Raw genomic sequence first — 16419 nt, 5'->3', positions numbered from 1 at the left:
CGATAACTTATTCGCTCAGTGAAGGAGATATACAAGTGACATCAACATCTGGAAATCAGTTGAGTGGTGGTAAAGGTGAAGCCAGTGAAGCAGAACGTTGGGCTTCTTTAATTGGTGGTGGTGCATTGGTGCTAATGGGTTTGAGAGAACGATCGCTCAAAGGCGCATTGATGGCACTAGCGGGCGGAGGTTTAATTTATCAAGGTGCGACTAAACAAAGCACAGCAAAACAAGTGCAGGAAGCAATAGGCATGAGTCAAGCTATCAGAGTTGAAAAGACAGTAACAATAAATAAATCAGCAGATGAACTTTACCGCTTTTGGCACAACTTCGAGAATCTACCCAGGTTCATGAAACATCTTAAGTTTGTGAAGGTATATAACGATAAGCGTTCTCACTGGACAGCAAATGCACCCTTAGGTCAAAGTGTAGAGTGGGATGCAGATATTCTAGAAGACCGTGAAAACGAGTTTATTTCTTGGGCATCGGTAGAAGGGGCAGATGTTGACAACTCCGGTTTTGTCCGCTTTACAAAAGCACCAGGCGATCGCGGCACTGAAGTCAAAGTTGTGATGGAATATAACCCGCCTGGAGGAGCGCTGGGAGCTGCGATCGCTAAACTCTTTGGTGAAGAACCAGAACAACAGATTGGTGATGAGTTACGCCGCTTCAAAATGCTAATGGAAGCAGGTGAAATTGCCACAACCGAAGGACAGCCAAAAGGGAAAGGATAAAGGATGAAGGCTAAAGGCTGAAAAATTTAATACTTCATCCTAGCTACGGAAAGTTGCCCTGATAGGCATCTCATACTTGATACTTCATATTTCATACTTTAATACTTCATACTTCAGATTTTTTATGAAAGCAGCTTGCTGGCATGGTGCCAATGATGTGCGGGTGGAGACAGTTCCTGATCCGAAAATTCTTAATCCGCGTGACGCTATTCTTAAAATTACATCAGCTACAATCTGCGGTTCTGATCTGCATATTTATGATGGCTATATCCCAACAATGCAACCTGGTGACATTATCGGTCACGAGTTCATGGGAGAAGTAGTTGATATTGGTAACGAAGTTAACCTTTTAAAAAAAGGCGATCGCGTTGTTGTCTCTTCAATTATTGGTTGCGGTCAATGCCACTATTGTCAACATCAGATGTGGTCATTATGTGATAACTCCAACCCCAACGCCTGGATGCAAGAAAATGTTTATGGGTTTGGAACATCAGGTATCTTCGGTTATTCCCACACCTTTGGTGGCTATGCAGGAGCCTTTGCAGAATACGTACGAGTACCGTTTGCTGATTTTGGTGCTGTCAAAGTTCCAGAAGGGATTGCTGATGAAAAACTACTACCCATATCTGATGCTTTCCCCACTGGTTACATGGGAGCGGATCTGTGCGATATTCAACCAGGGGATATTGTAGCGGTTTGGGGTTGCGGCCCTGTGGGATTGTTTGCCATGCGTAGCGCCTATATGTTGGGTGCAGAACGAGTGATTGGTATTGACCGTTTTCCGGAACGTCTGCAAATGGCCAAAGACTTTGCCAAAGCGGAAGTCATTAACTATGAGCAAATAGATGCAGGCGAAGCCCTCAAAGAAATGACGGGAGGACGTGGCCCTGATGCGTGTATTGACGCAGTAGGATTAGAAGCTCATGGCACAGGTTTAGAAGGATTTTATGATGAAGCCAAGCAGGCGGTACGACTTGAAACTGATCGCCCGCACGTACTGCGGCAAATGATGCTTGCTTGTCGTAAAGGTGGAACTCTTTCGGTAATGGGAGTTTACGGTGGCTTTATAGATAAAATTCCAATGGGCGCAGCCTTCAATAAGGGTTTAACTTTCAGAATGGGGCAAATGCACGGCCAGAAGTATATGCCCTTGTTGTTGGGTTATGTCTTGGAAGGCAAAATTGATCCGTCACAAGTTTTTACCCATCGCTTACCTCTAGAAGAAGCGAAGCAGGGCTTTGAAATTTTCAAGCATAAAAAGGATAACTGCATCAAAGTTCTGCTGAAACCATAAACAGATTTGGTTGGTTGTTAATGGTGAATAGTTAATAGTTAATTGCAATTAGCTATTAGCTATTAAAAATTAGCAATCAACAACTATCTACTGTCTACTAACAATTAAAAGATTTAATTGGGGGATATTTATGAACAAATTAATTTCTGTACTGAAAAATCTGCGCTTGCATAAAATTCTCACAGTTTTTGTGTTAGGATTAGCTGTTTTTATCATGCAGGCTTTTGGTAACACAGCGCAAGCTCTAGCTGATGAAACCGTTAAATCTCCATACGGTTATTATTACAAAGGCACACCTGATGAAAACGTTTCCAAGCAAGATAGAAACATTTTCAATCAAGACAGAAATATTTCTAACAGAGATAGAGATATTTCCAATCGAGACAGAAACATTTTCAATCAAGGCAGAAACGATAATCGGCAGTTAGAACGTACCGAGAGATACTCACAAGGTAGTCTTAATAATAGTGGAGAAACGGTGAAATCTCCATACGGTTACTATTACAAAGGTACACCTGATGAAAACGTTTCCAATCAAGTAGTAGATAGTGCGAAAAGAAACCTGAAAGATACTGCTGATAATGTTCGCGCTCGCCTTAATCTTGATGAATCAGCCCCTGAAGCGACAAAAGATTTTTTACAGTCAGCCAAAGAAAAAGTTGGCGAGGCAGTAGAATCCTTAACTGGTAGCCAAAATCAACCAGATTATTCCCGACGGCAAGAGTATCGAGATCCAAGATATTACCAAAAACCACTCGATAAATAATGCCGTTTCTTAGTGAAGTTGGGTCTATATATCACCCCCAGCTTCACTGTACCCCTGCTAGAACAGGCTAGGGTGTACATACAAGTCTATTTTTCTCATTACCATGCTCTGCATGCTGATAAAAACTGTGAGGCTCCGCCTCTTCATCAGGCAGAGCCTTAGTCAATGCTTTCCCAGGCTGGAGCCTGGGAAAGAGAAAAAAGGGGATTTGCGTGTACACCTTAGCTAGAGCAGGGGGGTCAAATGTTGAAATTTACATATTGATTATGAAAGCAGTTTGTTGGAATGGTGCCAAGGATGTTCGAGTCGAGACTGTCCCAGATCCGAAAATTTTAAATCCCCGTGATGCGATTATAAAAATTACCTCCACAGCGATTTGTGGTTCCGATCTGCATCTTTACGACGGCTTTATTCCCACAATGGAAAAGGGCGATATCCTTGGCCATGAATTTATGGGGGAAGTCGTTGAACTGGGTAGCCAGGTAAAGAATGTGAAAGTGGGCGATCGCGTGGTCGTTCCTTTTACAATTTCTTGCGGTAATTGCTTTTTTTGCAACCGCGATCTATGGTCGCTATGCGATAATTCCAACCCCAATGCTTGGATTGCTGAAAAGCTGATGGGACATTCACCGGCTGGTCTATTTGGCTACTCTCATATGTTGGGTGGCTACGCAGGCGGACAGGCAGAGTATGCCCGCGTACCCTTTGCTGACGTTGGCTTGTTCAAAATCCCCGATGGTTTAACAGACGACCAAGTACTCTTTCTCACCGATATTTTTCCCACAGGCTATATGGCAGCAGAAAATTGCCACATCAAGCCAGGAGATATTGTTGCAGTTTGGGGTTGTGGCCCTGTCGGACAATTCGCCATCAAAAGTGCTTTTCTTTTGGGTGCAGAACGTGTGATTGGTATTGATCGCATTCCAGAGCGCTTGCGTTTAGCTGAGAGTTATAGCGGTGCGGAAACTATTAATTATGAAGAAGTCGATCCAGGGGAAGCCCTCAAAGAAATGACTGGCGGGCGTGGGCCTGATGCTGTTATTGATGCAGTAGGAATGGAGGCACACGGTACCAATTTCGATGCACTTTATGACCGGGTTAAGCAAGTAGTGCGCCTAGAAACAGACCGACCTACAGCACTACGGCAAGTACTACTTACCTGTCGAAAGGGTGGACATGTCTCGATTCCGGGTGTTTACGGTGGTTTCCTTGACAAAATTCCAATGGGCGCAGCTTTTAACAAAGGGCTGACATTTAAGATGGGACAAACCCACGTCCACAAATACTTGCGCCCCTTACTAGAACACGTTCAAAAAGGTGATATCGATCCGTCATTCGTGATTACTCACCGCCTACCCCTAGAACAAGCACCTCATGGCTACGAAATTTTCAAACACAAAAAGGACAACTGTATAAAAGTAGTGCTCAAACCATGAGGCAATCTCCCAACCACAGAATTGGAACTCTGCTAAATCCCAATTGGTGGACGTTAGCATTTCGTGGTGTGTTGGCAATTCTCATTATTCTCATTTGGTGTGGCAGTTTTTATTTGGCCGGCAATTAGTATTGTTGTGCTGGTAGTATTATTTGGTTTCTTCGTGCTGCTAAGTGGTATCTTGCCTATGATCGCTGCATTGGGAAGTCGAGGGTCAGAAGAAAATCGATGGCTATTGCTGTTTAAAGGAATAGTAGGCATTATTGCTGGTGTGCTGGTGTTCTTCTGACCTGGAATCACAGCTTTAATACTGCTTTACTTGATTGCTGCTTGGGCTATTATCACTGGCATTCTCGAAATTATTGCTGCCATTCAACTACGAAAAGAAATTGAGAATGAGTGGTTGGTTGCGATCGCTAGAATTGCCTCAGTAGTTTTTGGCATTTTAGCGGTAATTTGGCCTGGTGGAGGTGCTTTAGCAATTCTCTGGGTGATAGGAGCTTACGCAATTATCTTTGGCATCACGCTCTTAATTCTTGCTTTGCGGTTACGAAATTGGCAAACACCAGGCCCGCCAGTTGTGTAGTGAGATAGATGCAATTTAAAAACAAGAGAGAAAAATATGTCTGATACAACTGTTACAAAGATTGACTCTGCTCATTCTCCCAAAGGTGAACATGGGGAAAAATATCTTGCCTCTGGCAAATCTATTTCTATGCGTCTGTGGGAAGATGAACAACCCGGTGAACCTAAAGAGCAAACTGCGCGAGAGTATGAAACCGTTGGTTATGTAATTAAAGGTCGCGCCGAATTGCACATTGAAGGTCAAACAGTTTTGCTGGAAGCTGGAAATTCCTGGGTGGTTCCGAAAGGAGCTTCTCACACCTACAAAATCTTAGAACCATTCACAGCTGTAGAAGCAACTAGTCCGCCAGCCCAAGTTCACGGACGGGATGATAATTAAGTTGTAAAAAGCGTCCTGTAAGATTCTCGACTTCTGTCCATGATGTTGTTAGCCAATGGTGGATCTGACCCTCGTTAGCGCACAAATTGGTTCGTACCAGATGCGATTAATCGCATCTGGTAGATCTGGTGGAATGACGAAAATCTTCATTCAATCAGGAGTTAATATCCCTGATTCGCCAGTTATATCCTGTTAAAGAGTCGAGAATTTGTATTTTTTCTAACAAAGCTTAAAAAGTTAAATAACCTCAGTCAGGATAGTTATTTTTACGTATTTTTTTATGTAACTAGAGAATGATGTCGAGCAAAGTTTTAGTGGGTTTCCTATAAAGAATAGGCAGCACAAATTATTAGAGTTTGAATTTGTGCTAGCCCAACAAGTTGTAATTAATTAAGGAATAATAATGTTTTATCACACCAAGAAGCTACAGTACTTCAAACCGCCAGAAAAACCAGACCCGATCTACGCGAAGAAGATTCAAGAACTCATCGGTGGCACCTTTGGGGAAATGACAGTAATGATGCAGTATTTGTTTCAGGGCTGGAATTGCCGAGGCCCTGCAAAATATCGGGATATGCTCCTCGATATAGGTACTGAGGAAATCGGTCACATTGAAATGCTGGCTACAACGATCGCTCACCTGTTGGATAAAGCGCCGATCAAACTGCAAGAAGATGGTGCTAAAGATCCAGTTGTGGGTGCGGTTATGGGCGGTAGCAATCCACGGGATATAATTACCGATGTAATGGCGGCGGCGATGAATCCCCAACACGCCATTGTTTCTGGTTTGGGTGCTATGCCAGCTGATAGCGTTGGTTTCCCCTGGAATGGTCGCTTTATCATTGCCAGTGGTAACTTAATGGCAGACTTCCGGTCAAATCTCCATGCAGAGTCTCAGGGACGCTTGCAAGCGGTACGTCTGTATGAAATGACTAACGATCCGGGTGTGAAAGATACCCTGAGTTTCATGATCGCTCGCGACACTATGCATCAAAACCAGTGGTTAGCAGCTATTGAAGATTTGAAAGCAGAGGGGCTGGAAGATACTCCTGTTCCCAGTTCTTTCCCATTGGAATTGGAAAAGCGCGAGTTTGCTTACCAGTTCTGGAATAATTCTGAAGGAACAGAAAGTGCTGAAGGACGCTGGGCAAAAGGCCCTTCAATGGACGGCAAAGGAGAATTTCAGTACGTTAAAAATCCCCAACCCTTAGGCCCGGAACCAACACCACCCCAGCCCGAACCAAAACTGCACGGTACGCCCCAAGCCAGAGAAGAAGCTAAGGGACAACAGAATGCGAGCGATCGCATGATTATTGGTGGTTAGAATTGCCAAAATTCAAAATTGAATAACGCATTTGCTCAACATAATAATCCATAAACTGGCATCTACTTCTAGGTGTCAGTTTTCTTATTACTGTTTTGTTTGCCAAGACTTTAAACGTTCAATTACAGCCATTTTCAGATGAATAGACCAGACAATACTCTAAGGGCGGGTTTTGTTTTAATCTCTAGCTCATACCGAGTTGCCTTCAAACATATTAGTTTTGGCAGGCAGGGGACAGGGGAGCAGAGGGAGAAATACTACCTCCAAATTGCAACTTAGTATCAAAACGAAAGGATATCTGCTAAACCCGCACGCCAGTTGACGCCACTTGACGCCAGTCGCTTCAACGGGGGGAACCCTCCGAAGTCGCCTCAACGGGGGGAACCCCCGCACGGCGCTTCTCTCCGCAACGCGCTGGCTCCCCGAAAAAAAATGTGGTTCAAATGAATGAAATTTGCTGTAACTTGCCTGTGCTGCTTAATTTAGTTAAAGTCGAGTCAAACTTCAAAGCTACTTTAGCAAGCATTATTTTGTTAACAATCTTTGCATACTAGAGATCTTACAGATATATCTATGAGTGCTCAAACTATTACCCAACTTCCCATTCCCAGTCATTTCGATGCCCGCCGTGTTAGTGAAGTATGGCGTGTTCCTTACCAACAAAGAGCAGCACAAGCAAAAGATTGGGCAAAGCAGCACCAACTCCAACCTGCTGCTGAGGATAAAACTCGTATCTTTCTAATGGCGATCGATGTCCAAAATACCTTTTGTATTCCCGATTTTGAGCTATTTGTCGGTGGACGCTCTGGCATGGGTGCGGTAGATGACAACGTGCGGTTATGTGAATTCATTTATCGCAATTTAAATGTAATCACGGAAATTGCGCCGACAATGGATACTCACACGGCTATGCAGATTTTTCACCCTATTTTTTGGGTGAACGATGTTGGAGAGCATCCCGCACCCATGACGATGATTTCCTTTGCTGATGTACAGCAGAGCAAATGGCAGGTGAATCCAGCAATAGCCTATAGTATTGCTGAAGGTGACTACATGGGATTGCAATCTTATGCTTTGCATTACGCCCAACGCTTGAGTAAAGATGGCAAGTACCCACTCACTATTTGGCCTTATCATTCTATGCTGGGCGGCATTGGTCACGCTTTGGTGTCAGCAGTTGAAGAAGCCTGTTTCTTTCATGCGATCGCTCGCCACAGTCAAACCAATTTTGAGATTAAAGGCGGTAATCCGCTCACTGAAAATTACTCCGTACTGCGTCCAGAGGTGTTAGAGGATATAAACGCTCGTCCCATTGCCGAGAAAAATACCCGCTTTATTCAAAAATTACTGGAATTTGACGCGGTGATTATCGCTGGACAGGCAAAGAGCCACTGTGTCGCTTGGACGATAGATGATTTGCTGACGGAAATTCAAGCACAAGATCCTAAACTAGCCCAGAAAGTTTACCTTTTAGAGGATTGCACTTCTCCAGTGGTGGTGCCAGGTGTATTAGATTTTACTGACCAAGCCAATGCTGCTTTTCAACGTTTCGCTGATGCAGGAATGCATTTAGTGAAGTCTACGGAGCCAATTGCATCTTGGGTAGGTATCAATATTTAGGGTGCTGGGAAGAGGACACGAGGACGCAAAGACACGGGGACAGGGGGAAGGATCGTGAGTCACGTCTTCTCCCACTCTCCCCCTCTCCCACTCTCCCCCTCCTCTTCCTTCTACCCTCTGCCTTTGACTAGCAAACACTAACTCTGCCACGCGTTTAGAAACTTATTCACAACTCTATTGAAGGTTTGTTTGAGTTGATGCTTACGATACCACTTTTGGAAAGCTATTTCGTACTCTTCTCCTTTAATTTGGAAAGTATTCCAAGCATCAAGACCTATACCCAGTCCCCAGAATAGTAAAATATACAGTGACCAAGAAAGACCACCACCACCAACTAAATCTACAAGCAGCAAAACACCGTTGACAATGCTAAACTTGCCAAAACGCTTTTTGAATCTTTCTGTACGGTAAGTGTTAAAAGCTTGTCGCTGTAGAATTTCTCCCTGAGCCACTTGCCAATCGCGTTCTGCTAGTTTAAGCGTTTCTGGGGAAATGTCTAGTTCCGCAGCAATTTCCAACAGTTGTTCGTAAGAAAATTCTTTTTCTTGATCCTTAGATTGATGAGCGATCGCCAGCTTGAGAATTTGCTGTACATCTTCTTGGCTATAGGAAGGGGTGGATTTAGCATCAAATGCCGTCATAGTTCTGTCTCTTTAGTTACTTGAATAAAGTTTTGCTGCCTAGCAGATATCATGTACCTGTGCGATCGCGCCTCATGCGATTCTATTATTATTAGGCTAGCAAATCTTCCTTGGGCTGGAAGCAATTTGCGATCGCCACAGCCAACTAATCGAAACCGTGATGTCACAATTAATATTCGGGTACACCAGGCGCAACGTAATTTAATCGACAGTGCGGCAGGTGCTCTTGGTAAGAGCCGCTCCATTTTATGATAGAGACAGCTTGCCGAGAAGCCGAAGCGGTTTTATTATATCGGCGGCTATTTAGACTAGATAATGATAAATTCCAACAATTTTTAGAACTCCTTGATGCACCACCCTCTGCTAATGAAAATATCCGTAAATTGCTGACGACAAAAGCACCGTGGGATTAAAGGTGGTTAACGAGCAGAATCAAATAATGCAACCACCTCAACCTATAAAACCAGATCATCAACTAGAAGATTTTGATTCTAGCAGTTCTGAATTAATGATTACTTGAGGAAACGTGCGCTCAAGAATGAAGCTAGTGGCGCTTACCACATTGCAAGCAGCTAAAATTGCTGGCATCAGAGCCATTCTTGTTCACGCTATTTCAGAACAAGAAAAACAATTTTAGTTAAAATGCGGTTTTATCCCTTCACCTGTTGCTGCGATGACGCTGATAGTAACGATTACAGATGCAAAAGTGCTTTAGGCATTATTGAGTAATTCCTGCAATTTAGCGAGCACAGCCTGAACGTGACCTTTAACTTTCACATTCGACCAAGCATAAGCTAATTTACCATCAGGAGCAATCAAAAAGGTCGATCGCACTACACCCATGTATTCCTTGCCCATAAATTTCTTTAACTGCCATATACCGTAAGCTTCACATACTTGGTGTTCTGGATCGCTTAATAGCTGGATCGACAGGTTGTGTTTGTCGATAAATTTACAATGGGATTTTTCCGAATCGGGGCTGACGCCGACAATTGTGGCTCCCAAGGTGCTGAACTTTAGAGAAAAATCAGTAAATTCTTTGGCTTCAGTTGTACAACCTGGAGTGTCATCTTTGGGATAAAAGTAGAGGACAAGCCAATTTGATTGGAAATCACCAAGACTAACTAAGTTCCCATTCTGATCGGGTGCAGTGAAATCGGGTGCTTTTTCTCCTAATTTAGGCATATTTTTGAGCGTCTAACTTCAGTTCAGCAAAGAAATAGTATCACTTGCCTGGTAGGATGTGAAAACCGAGGGCAAGCGAAAAAAACCGCAAAGACGCGTTAGACGCGGTAGACGCGTTCGCCGTCAGGCGTTGCGTTAGCTAGCGGCTTCCGTAGGTACGGCTTCCCGTAAGGGTAGGACACAAAGGTAAGCAAAGAAGAGAGAGGGTAATCTAAGTTATGTTGTCAAAGCGATAGAAATTGGCACGAAAAAGAATTATGCTGTAGAAGTTGACATCACTCGCCGAACAAATATACTCGAAATGTACTATTGGATGGCACAAGTGGTATGGGTTGGACACCGTTAAGAGAACGAATTAACCAAATACCACTTGTTCTTGCAGGGCCTATTTTACGACGTACCGAACCTAATGCCGTTACTGTCTGGATTGCTTTAAAAGAAAGTCGCACTGTTACTTTAGTTATTTTCGATACTCATAAAAAAGTATTAATTACAGGTAGAAAGAAGACAACGCAACTTGGAGTTAATTTACATATTGTTGCTGTTACTGCCAAATCTTCCCGTGCCGTACTTTTATATGGTGAAAATTATCTGTATAATTTAGCTTTTGCTCCTGGAGAAACACTAACTCAGCCAGGAGTTTTAAATCTAGAAGGTTCGATTGCAGATATTACCTATCCTGGATATGAATTGCCTAGTTTTGCACTTGTACCAAAGAATTTAAAAGATTTACGCCTTATTCACGGTTCTTGTCGCAAGCCACATGGCGAAAGCACAGATGCGCTAGCTACTGTGGATAAAATGATTCGAGAAGCTTTAGCAAAAGATCCGAGAAAACGACCACATCAACTTTTTCTGACAGGCGATCAAATTTATACAGATGATGTGGCGGATGCTTTACTATTCATGTTAATGGATGGCAGCCAAACACTTTTGGGATGGCTAGAAATACTGCCAGTTGTCACAAATCCCGAACTATTAAATCCTGGCAAGCGTAATTATTTAGCAACTTATGTGGCTGGTTTAACAGCTAGTATTAATAAAATAAACAGAATTTCTAATATTGCTAAAAGCCATTTATTCACATTTGGCGAATTCTGTGTCATGTATTTATTTGCCTGGTGTGATGTGTTATGGCCGAAATTAGAAGATTTACCAACTTTTGCAGATGTGCATCCTAATTCATCACAATTTGCAAGCGGTGAAGCTGAATTTAAAAAAGAACTGAAACATTTACAAAATTTTCGGGAAACGCTCAAAAAAATTAGACGTGCTTTAGCTAATGTTCCCACTTACATGATATTTGACGACCACGAAATTACCGATGATTGGTATCTAAACATGGCTTGGTGCGATCGCGTTCTCAGTAAACCTCTTGGTAGGCGAGTTCTGCAAAATGGTTTACTAGCTTATGCTATCTGCCAAGCTTGGGGAAATACACCAGATGAGTTTGAACAAGGTAAACCAGGAGCAGCATTACTGCAAGCTGCACAAACATGGGCAACTTCACAAGGACAAAGCCCAGAATCCGAGGATGAGATCACTCGGCTGATTGGTTTACCATTGCCTGCCAATATTCGCAATAGTAATCCCAGGCAAGTATCCCATCATCAAGATTCTTTAAATTGGCACTATACTGTAACAGGGCCAGGTTATGAAGTTTTAATACTCGATACTCGTACTTGGCGGGCATTTCCAGGCAAAGAATTCGATTTTCCCGGACTTTTGAGTGAGGAAGGATGCAATCAGCAAATATCAGCGGTGATTCCTCCCAAGGATGCAGAGGTGACTTTGGTAATTTCACCAGGGCCTATCATTGGTGTGCCTTTGTTGGAGACAATACAAAAAGCTGCCAAAACTTTTGCTGAAACAATTGGCTCTGCGGCTTGGGGTTTTGATCCAGAAGCTTGGGGTTTAGAAGCAACTGCTTTTGAAAGATTACTTGCTGCTCTAGCATTAAGAACTTCGTCGGCAAACAAAGGACGTGTAATTGTTTTATCTGGTGATGTACATTATGGTTTTGCAGCTCGCCTGCAATATGCAGCAACACATCCTTTTCAATCTTCACATAATAGTAATACTGAAATGATTGTTGTTCAATTTACTAGTAGTTCCTTCAAAAATGAAGTGAGTGGAACTGGTGGTAGTCATTCATTACATAAAAAAGGTTTTTTCCCAATTCAAGCAATTAAACATTTGCCAACAGCAGAAATTTTAGGATGGAACAATCAAGAACAAAAGGAACTAGAAATTGGTGTCATAGATTTTTTGGCTGATGAGATATTTCAACGCATTCCTTGGAAAATTAAGGGTACACCCGCCAAAATAGATTTAGTTCAAGCACGCAGTTGGCATAGATTATTAGAAATTACTCAAAAACCTGAGTGGTGGTATCGAATTGATTTTATATTAGGAAAATATGAACAAGTTTGTGAACCACGAAATTCGGATTACATCAAACCTCAATATATATCTGCTCCCTTACCTGGAGAAGAGCGCGAGCAATATTTAGAGCAGTATTTAGCAATGGCTAAAAATTATCGTGATTATCGTGGTAAAAAGGGACACGGTAAAGAAATTGTCGGATTAAATAATCTCGGTGAAATTACTTTTGACGTAGTTGATGGTAAGCAGGTAGCTGTACAAACTCTTTGGTGGCAACTAGAGAGTTGGGACAAAGGTACATTTTTGGAACCTTTTCCATTAACTAGGTATGAAGTTTCGCTTGAGTTTGATGATCGTGAACATCTTATGAGTGATTTACTAAAAGATTGTTTGTAAATATTTCAGTATTGCTGTTGACATCAAAAGCGCGATCGCCTCTCTCAATTTTTTGCTCCTATTTAACTACAGTAACTATTCAACCGATCCTGAGGCGAATGGCTGAAAATAGCATACCTAAGCGGCTATTCCACTGGCTACGCTCACTTTCATTCAGTACTAGCAACCATGCCATCACAAGGTAAAGTATTGCAGACACAGCCATTTCAGCAGCTAAACCAAACCATCCCCAAGGAGTGTGGCTTCTGGCAATCCACCAAACTGCTAAACCATAAGGTATGCCAACTATCACGGGTTTAGCCACTGCAAAGAAAAGCTGTCTCAAAGATGTGCCAAAAACCTTTCGCAGTAGTAATGGTAGCTGCCATAAGCTAATAGTTATAAATGCAACAAAAGTACCCAGCAGAGGCCCGACAATACCTAAAAACTGTGTACTTATAATACTGACTATGAAATTGATTACAGATCCTAGCGTAGCAGGTAACACCACAATAGCCTGCATTCCAGTCCCACAAAAACACCATGCCCAGAGGGACAAAAGTCCTAACAGAAAACCATTACAAACAGCGAGTAAGGTAACTCCGTCGCCACCGAAGCGGTCTTGTCCAACCCATAAATTAATAAAGTAAGGGTTATAAGCAGCGATCGCTATCATCAAAGCTAATCCTATTACTGCTACCAACTTCGTCAATTCAATTAGACGGGAATTGAACTTTTCTCGCTCTCCTTTAGCATGGAGATCGGCAAGAGCAGCCCAAGTAGCATTACCAATGCCTTGTATTTGTGATTGCGCCAGCATTGCCAGACGTTGAGTAACAAAAAACGGCACAACGGTTGCCGGAGTTAAGCTGTAGGAGATGATAATATTATCAGTGAACAAGCTCAATTGACCTGAAAGATTTATAGCCAATGTTGGCCAGTTAAGTTGCCAGAGTTGTTTTTCAATCGGAATTTGAGACTTGCGGTCTGTCAATGCTGTAAAAACGTCTGGATAGCGACGAAGCCCATCCCAGCACATGACAAGTTGAAAGGAAATAGTACCCAACACCGTGGCTATATATTGTCCAGTGATGCCAAATCCTGCCCGTGCTAATATTAGTGCCACAGTTGTCATTAGCAGGCTTTGAAACATCATAAAGAGATTAGCAAAATAACTGCGTTGGCTAGCATCTGCAAAGAGGCGAAAGGGGGTTAAGGGTAGCAAAAAGATAGGTAGCAATCCTAACCAGTAGCCCTTTTGCAGTTCATCTACTAAAATTCCTTTAACTGGCACTAAATTGGTGATAAAACAGCCTAATCCAACTGCCACTACTATCATGACAGCCATAATGCTCAGGTAAGCTTTGATTCCTGTTGCTAGCGTGAGGCGGATTTGTTGGCGATCGCCAATTCCAACTGCTTTGGCTAACAGTGCCATTAGTGAACCACCAATACCTAGTTCTAAGAGATTGAGATAATTTCCCCAATCGCTCGCGGCGCGAAACCCCCCATAGCGATCATCACCTAGCCAATACAGTAACAGAGGTGTGCTAACTAAACCTATGCTCAATGAGATGATCTGTAATAGAAGTCCACTGGCAAAGTTAATTACTGATCGTCCAGTTCGATGACTTTTCACTTTTATTGCACTCTACTACCGATTCTTCATTGAGTAAATTTTGGAAAATTTCTAGGTGTAAATTTGCCAATCGTTCCCAACTAAAATGTTTAGCTAGTGAATGGCTACCAATAGAAAGCTGCTCCCTGAGTTCGCGATTTTGAAGTACACTTTTAATCGCTGCGCCCCATGCTTGCGGAGTAGATTCCTCTACTAGTAAACAATTTACGCCGTTTTGGATTTCTGGCTCTTTCGCGGATGGCAAAGTCGTAATTACAGGTAGACCAAAAGCCCAAGCGGCTTGCAATGAAGTACGCCGAGGAGATGCACCATCTGCAAAAGGTAAAATCATAATATCTGTTTGTGCTAGAAAAGTTCGCAAAGTCTGATCATTTATGTTGTCGAACTCTCCAGTAAACTCTACCCATGATACGTTAAAGCGCTCTGCTAGTTCAGAATGATAAGAATCAGTTTCTGGATGAAATGGCCCAATAATTCGCCAACGCAAATTTAAACCTTGCTGGCGCAAAAATTGTAATGCTTCAAATACTATGGGAAGTTGCTTAATAGGAGAAATCAACCCAAAAGTTGTAACTAACCCTGCAATCGGTTTTACAACCGTTTCTGGTTCTGGTAGAATATTAGCTGGACTCCATCCTTGCAAATCAGGAATCCGTCCAGTGTATTCTCGACAGCGATCGCTTGTCCGTGCATCATTAGCAGTAATGATATTAGCTGCTTTCACTAGTTGAATAGTGTGTTGCACACTAGGCAATTCATGATGAAATTCATGTAATGTGACTACCACAGGGCATTTGGCAGCTTTTGCTATTTGCACAGCAGCGTCAGTTTCAAAATAAGAGTGAATTTGGTCTTGGATATGAATTAAATCTGGTTTTAACCAACGAATAATAGCTGTTGTCGATTCTATGCCAAAAGAATTCCATGTATGCGTAGGGCGAATCATACCCAATCCGTAATGAGAGGATATCGGGTTATTGAACCAGCGCGATCGCCTACTCAGCCAACTCCAATTCCAATCTGGACGAAGGTGGCGTAAAGTGTGTAGCAAATTTGCCGTATAGTCACCGATACCACAAATAATTGGTGGACTACTGCCACTAACCATTAGTAATTTAGGTTTTCTCATACTTTAGTCTCAGGTGCTTTCAAAGCTACCATTACAAAGCTATAGTTTTCCCCATGCCAGGTAATTGGGCATTCAGTATGAGTATTCATTACTCTATCTGGTTCTAAAAGCTGGAAACCCACATCTATAAACTTCTGAATTAGCTCCTGCAAAGTTACTTGATTAAATATTGTCCAATTCAAGCCAAATATTTGGAAATCCTCAGGGATCTTATGTTCCTTTCCAGTTGCATCATAATCTGTCGTTAAGATAAATAAACCGCCAGGTCGTAAAATACGACGAACCTCTTTAACCAGATTGTCTAGTGGTACTCCATGCTCTATGACTGACAAACAAGTGATAGCAGCGAAATAGTGATTAGGATAGCTTGTTTGAGTCAAATCAGCTATGCAGTAGCGAATTTGATGCCAAAAGAACATCCAATGACAGATAGGATTAAGGTCGCATCCATGTAGAGATTTATAACCTAAAGCATGAAGTACATAAAGAATTTCCGAATTAAAACAGCCCATATCGAGAATAGGAGCTAGCTGATTAGGAACTGTAGATGTAATTACTTCAACTGCTTTAGCTACATCCCAACTCTTAGTTAAATCTGGTTGTGGTGGTAGTAGTTGATAACGAAACCGCAGATCAAATAGAAAGCGCCAAAAACGAGTTTTCAGAGGATCTGTAAAATCTAGCCCTCTTTCTTGAAGTTGTTCTCGACTCTTTTGAATTTCTTGCCAAGATTGAAGTGTCTGTAGCATATTTTTCTATGTTTTACATTACTTACATTATGTTGTATGAAATCAGCAATCAGTTAATCTCTGTGGTAACTGTTTGAATTTTTAATGATAATTGTCTTTCTAATTGCACTTTCGTCAATACTGTTTTTTCCAAGTATTTCAAATATAAGTAATTCCATAAATAATAATCTTCATATTTT

16 protein-coding genes and 1 pseudogene are annotated in these 16419 nt (G+C 42.2%); 12 read left to right on the top strand and 5 right to left on the bottom strand.

Features of this window, described 5'->3' with window-relative positions; genetic code table 11:
* The first annotated feature begins 35 nt into the window (after window positions 1-35).
* The 9 genes and pseudogenes from U2718_RS29505 (at window position 36) to U2718_RS29465 (ending at window position 8137) form a co-directional block, all read left to right on the top strand.
* On the top strand, window positions 36-734 hold the full coding sequence (locus tag U2718_RS29505) for an SRPBCC family protein (RefSeq protein ID WP_342001006.1): 699 nt from the start codon (window positions 36-38) through the stop codon (window positions 732-734).
* A 124-nt stretch (window positions 735-858) separates the two neighbouring features.
* A complete protein-coding gene (locus U2718_RS29500) occupies window positions 859-2028 on the top strand; it encodes a zinc-dependent alcohol dehydrogenase (RefSeq protein WP_342001005.1) in 1170 nt (389 codons plus the stop codon).
* Between the two features lie 130 nt (window positions 2029-2158).
* A complete protein-coding gene (locus U2718_RS29495; protein ID WP_342001004.1) occupies window positions 2159-2794 on the top strand; it encodes a hypothetical protein in 636 nt (211 codons plus the stop codon).
* Between the two features lie 266 nt (window positions 2795-3060).
* Complete coding sequence (locus tag U2718_RS29490; protein ID WP_342001002.1) at window positions 3061-4230, top strand: zinc-dependent alcohol dehydrogenase; 1170 nt, start codon at window positions 3061-3063, stop codon at window positions 4228-4230.
* A pseudogene (locus U2718_RS29485) lies at window positions 4227-4815 on the top strand (HdeD family acid-resistance protein). Before U2718_RS29490 ends, U2718_RS29485 begins: the two are co-directional and overlap by 4 nt.
* A gap of 36 nt (window positions 4816-4851) precedes the next feature.
* The gene (locus U2718_RS29480; RefSeq protein ID WP_342001001.1) at window positions 4852-5193 is read left to right on the top strand and encodes a cupin domain-containing protein; all 342 of its coding nucleotides are present in this window, start codon (window positions 4852-4854) and stop codon (window positions 5191-5193) included.
* Between the two features lie 55 nt (window positions 5194-5248).
* A complete protein-coding gene (locus U2718_RS29475; protein WP_411813387.1) occupies window positions 5249-5389 on the top strand; it encodes a hypothetical protein in 141 nt (46 codons plus the stop codon).
* A gap of 207 nt (window positions 5390-5596) precedes the next feature.
* Entirely contained in the window at window positions 5597-6517 is a 921-nt protein-coding gene (locus tag U2718_RS29470; RefSeq protein WP_342000999.1) for a manganese catalase family protein, read from the top strand.
* 573 nt (window positions 6518-7090) lie between these two features.
* A complete protein-coding gene (locus U2718_RS29465; RefSeq protein WP_342000998.1) occupies window positions 7091-8137 on the top strand; it encodes an isochorismatase in 1047 nt (348 codons plus the stop codon).
* A 137-nt stretch (window positions 8138-8274) separates the two neighbouring features.
* On the opposite strand, the gene U2718_RS29460 is transcribed toward U2718_RS29465, so the two are convergent.
* Complete coding sequence (locus U2718_RS29460) at window positions 8275-8778, bottom strand: 2TM domain-containing protein (RefSeq protein WP_342000996.1); 504 nt, start codon at window positions 8776-8778, stop codon at window positions 8275-8277.
* Window positions 8779-8829: 51 nt separating this feature from the next.
* Between U2718_RS29460 and U2718_RS29455 the strand changes: the two genes are divergently transcribed.
* Window positions 8830-9030, top strand: coding sequence for a hypothetical protein (locus U2718_RS29455; protein ID WP_342000994.1), 201 nt, complete (start codon window positions 8830-8832; stop codon window positions 9028-9030).
* The gene (locus U2718_RS29450; RefSeq protein WP_342000992.1) at window positions 9027-9191 is read left to right on the top strand and encodes a DUF1778 domain-containing protein; all 165 of its coding nucleotides are present in this window, start codon (window positions 9027-9029) and stop codon (window positions 9189-9191) included. Before U2718_RS29455 ends, U2718_RS29450 begins: the two co-directional genes overlap by 4 nt.
* A gap of 298 nt (window positions 9192-9489) precedes the next feature.
* On the opposite strand, the gene bcp is transcribed toward U2718_RS29450, so the two are convergent.
* Window positions 9490-9963, bottom strand: a complete 474-nt coding sequence (bcp, locus tag U2718_RS29445; RefSeq protein ID WP_342000990.1) for a thioredoxin-dependent thiol peroxidase — start codon at window positions 9961-9963, stop codon at window positions 9490-9492.
* A 327-nt stretch (window positions 9964-10290) separates the two neighbouring features.
* On the opposite strand from bcp, the gene U2718_RS29440 reads away from it, so the two are divergent.
* The gene (locus tag U2718_RS29440) at window positions 10291-12744 is read left to right on the top strand and encodes a hypothetical protein (RefSeq protein ID WP_342001301.1); all 2454 of its coding nucleotides are present in this window, start codon (window positions 10291-10293) and stop codon (window positions 12742-12744) included.
* 79 nt (window positions 12745-12823) lie between these two features.
* Here the strand turns inward: U2718_RS29440 and U2718_RS29435 are convergent, their stop codons facing one another.
* The 3 genes from U2718_RS29435 to U2718_RS29425 are packed head-to-tail and all read right to left on the bottom strand — an operon-like array spanning window position 12824 to window position 16240.
* Entirely contained in the window at window positions 12824-14362 is a 1539-nt protein-coding gene (locus U2718_RS29435; RefSeq protein ID WP_342000988.1) for a lipopolysaccharide biosynthesis protein, read from the bottom strand.
* The gene (locus tag U2718_RS29430) at window positions 14328-15491 is read right to left on the bottom strand and encodes a glycosyltransferase (protein WP_342000986.1); all 1164 of its coding nucleotides are present in this window, start codon (window positions 15489-15491) and stop codon (window positions 14328-14330) included. The genes U2718_RS29435 and U2718_RS29430 overlap by 35 nt, the downstream gene beginning before the upstream one ends.
* The gene (locus tag U2718_RS29425) at window positions 15488-16240 is read right to left on the bottom strand and encodes a class I SAM-dependent methyltransferase (RefSeq protein WP_342000984.1); all 753 of its coding nucleotides are present in this window, start codon (window positions 16238-16240) and stop codon (window positions 15488-15490) included. Before U2718_RS29425 ends, U2718_RS29430 begins: the two co-directional genes overlap by 4 nt.
* Window positions 16241-16419: the final 179 nt, after the last annotated feature.

The sequence above is a fragment of the Chlorogloeopsis sp. ULAP02 genome (assembly GCF_038404745.2).
GTDB lineage: Bacteria > Cyanobacteriota > Cyanobacteriia > Cyanobacteriales > Nostocaceae > Chlorogloeopsis.
The sequence above is the reverse complement of the archived record's forward strand: the minus strand, read 5'-3'. Positions and strand labels throughout refer to the sequence as shown.

Coding starts and splice junctions, on each gene's coding strand:
- bcp (WP_342000990.1), bottom strand. CDS start 9,963: ATGCCTAAATTAGGAGAAAAAGCACCCGATTTCACTGCACCCGATCAG.
- U2718_RS29460 (WP_342000996.1), bottom strand. CDS start 8,778: ATGACGGCATTTGATGCTAAATCCACCCCTTCCTATAGCCAAGAAGAT.
- U2718_RS29430 (WP_342000986.1), bottom strand. CDS start 15,491: ATGAGAAAACCTAAATTACTAATGGTTAGTGGCAGTAGTCCACCAATT.
- U2718_RS29490 (WP_342001002.1), top strand. CDS start 3,061: ATGAAAGCAGTTTGTTGGAATGGTGCCAAGGATGTTCGAGTCGAGACT.
- U2718_RS29465 (WP_342000998.1), top strand. CDS start 7,091: ATGAGTGCTCAAACTATTACCCAACTTCCCATTCCCAGTCATTTCGAT.
- U2718_RS29455 (WP_342000994.1), top strand. CDS start 8,830: ATGTACCTGTGCGATCGCGCCTCATGCGATTCTATTATTATTAGGCTA.
- U2718_RS29425 (WP_342000984.1), bottom strand. CDS start 16,240: ATGCTACAGACACTTCAATCTTGGCAAGAAATTCAAAAGAGTCGAGAA.
- U2718_RS29475 (WP_411813387.1), top strand. CDS start 5,249: ATGGTGGATCTGACCCTCGTTAGCGCACAAATTGGTTCGTACCAGATG.
- U2718_RS29440 (WP_342001301.1), top strand. CDS start 10,291: ATGGGTTGGACACCGTTAAGAGAACGAATTAACCAAATACCACTTGTT.
- U2718_RS29480 (WP_342001001.1), top strand. CDS start 4,852: ATGTCTGATACAACTGTTACAAAGATTGACTCTGCTCATTCTCCCAAA.
- U2718_RS29450 (WP_342000992.1), top strand. CDS start 9,027: ATGATAGAGACAGCTTGCCGAGAAGCCGAAGCGGTTTTATTATATCGG.
- U2718_RS29470 (WP_342000999.1), top strand. CDS start 5,597: ATGTTTTATCACACCAAGAAGCTACAGTACTTCAAACCGCCAGAAAAA.
- U2718_RS29495 (WP_342001004.1), top strand. CDS start 2,159: ATGAACAAATTAATTTCTGTACTGAAAAATCTGCGCTTGCATAAAATT.
- U2718_RS29500 (WP_342001005.1), top strand. CDS start 859: ATGAAAGCAGCTTGCTGGCATGGTGCCAATGATGTGCGGGTGGAGACA.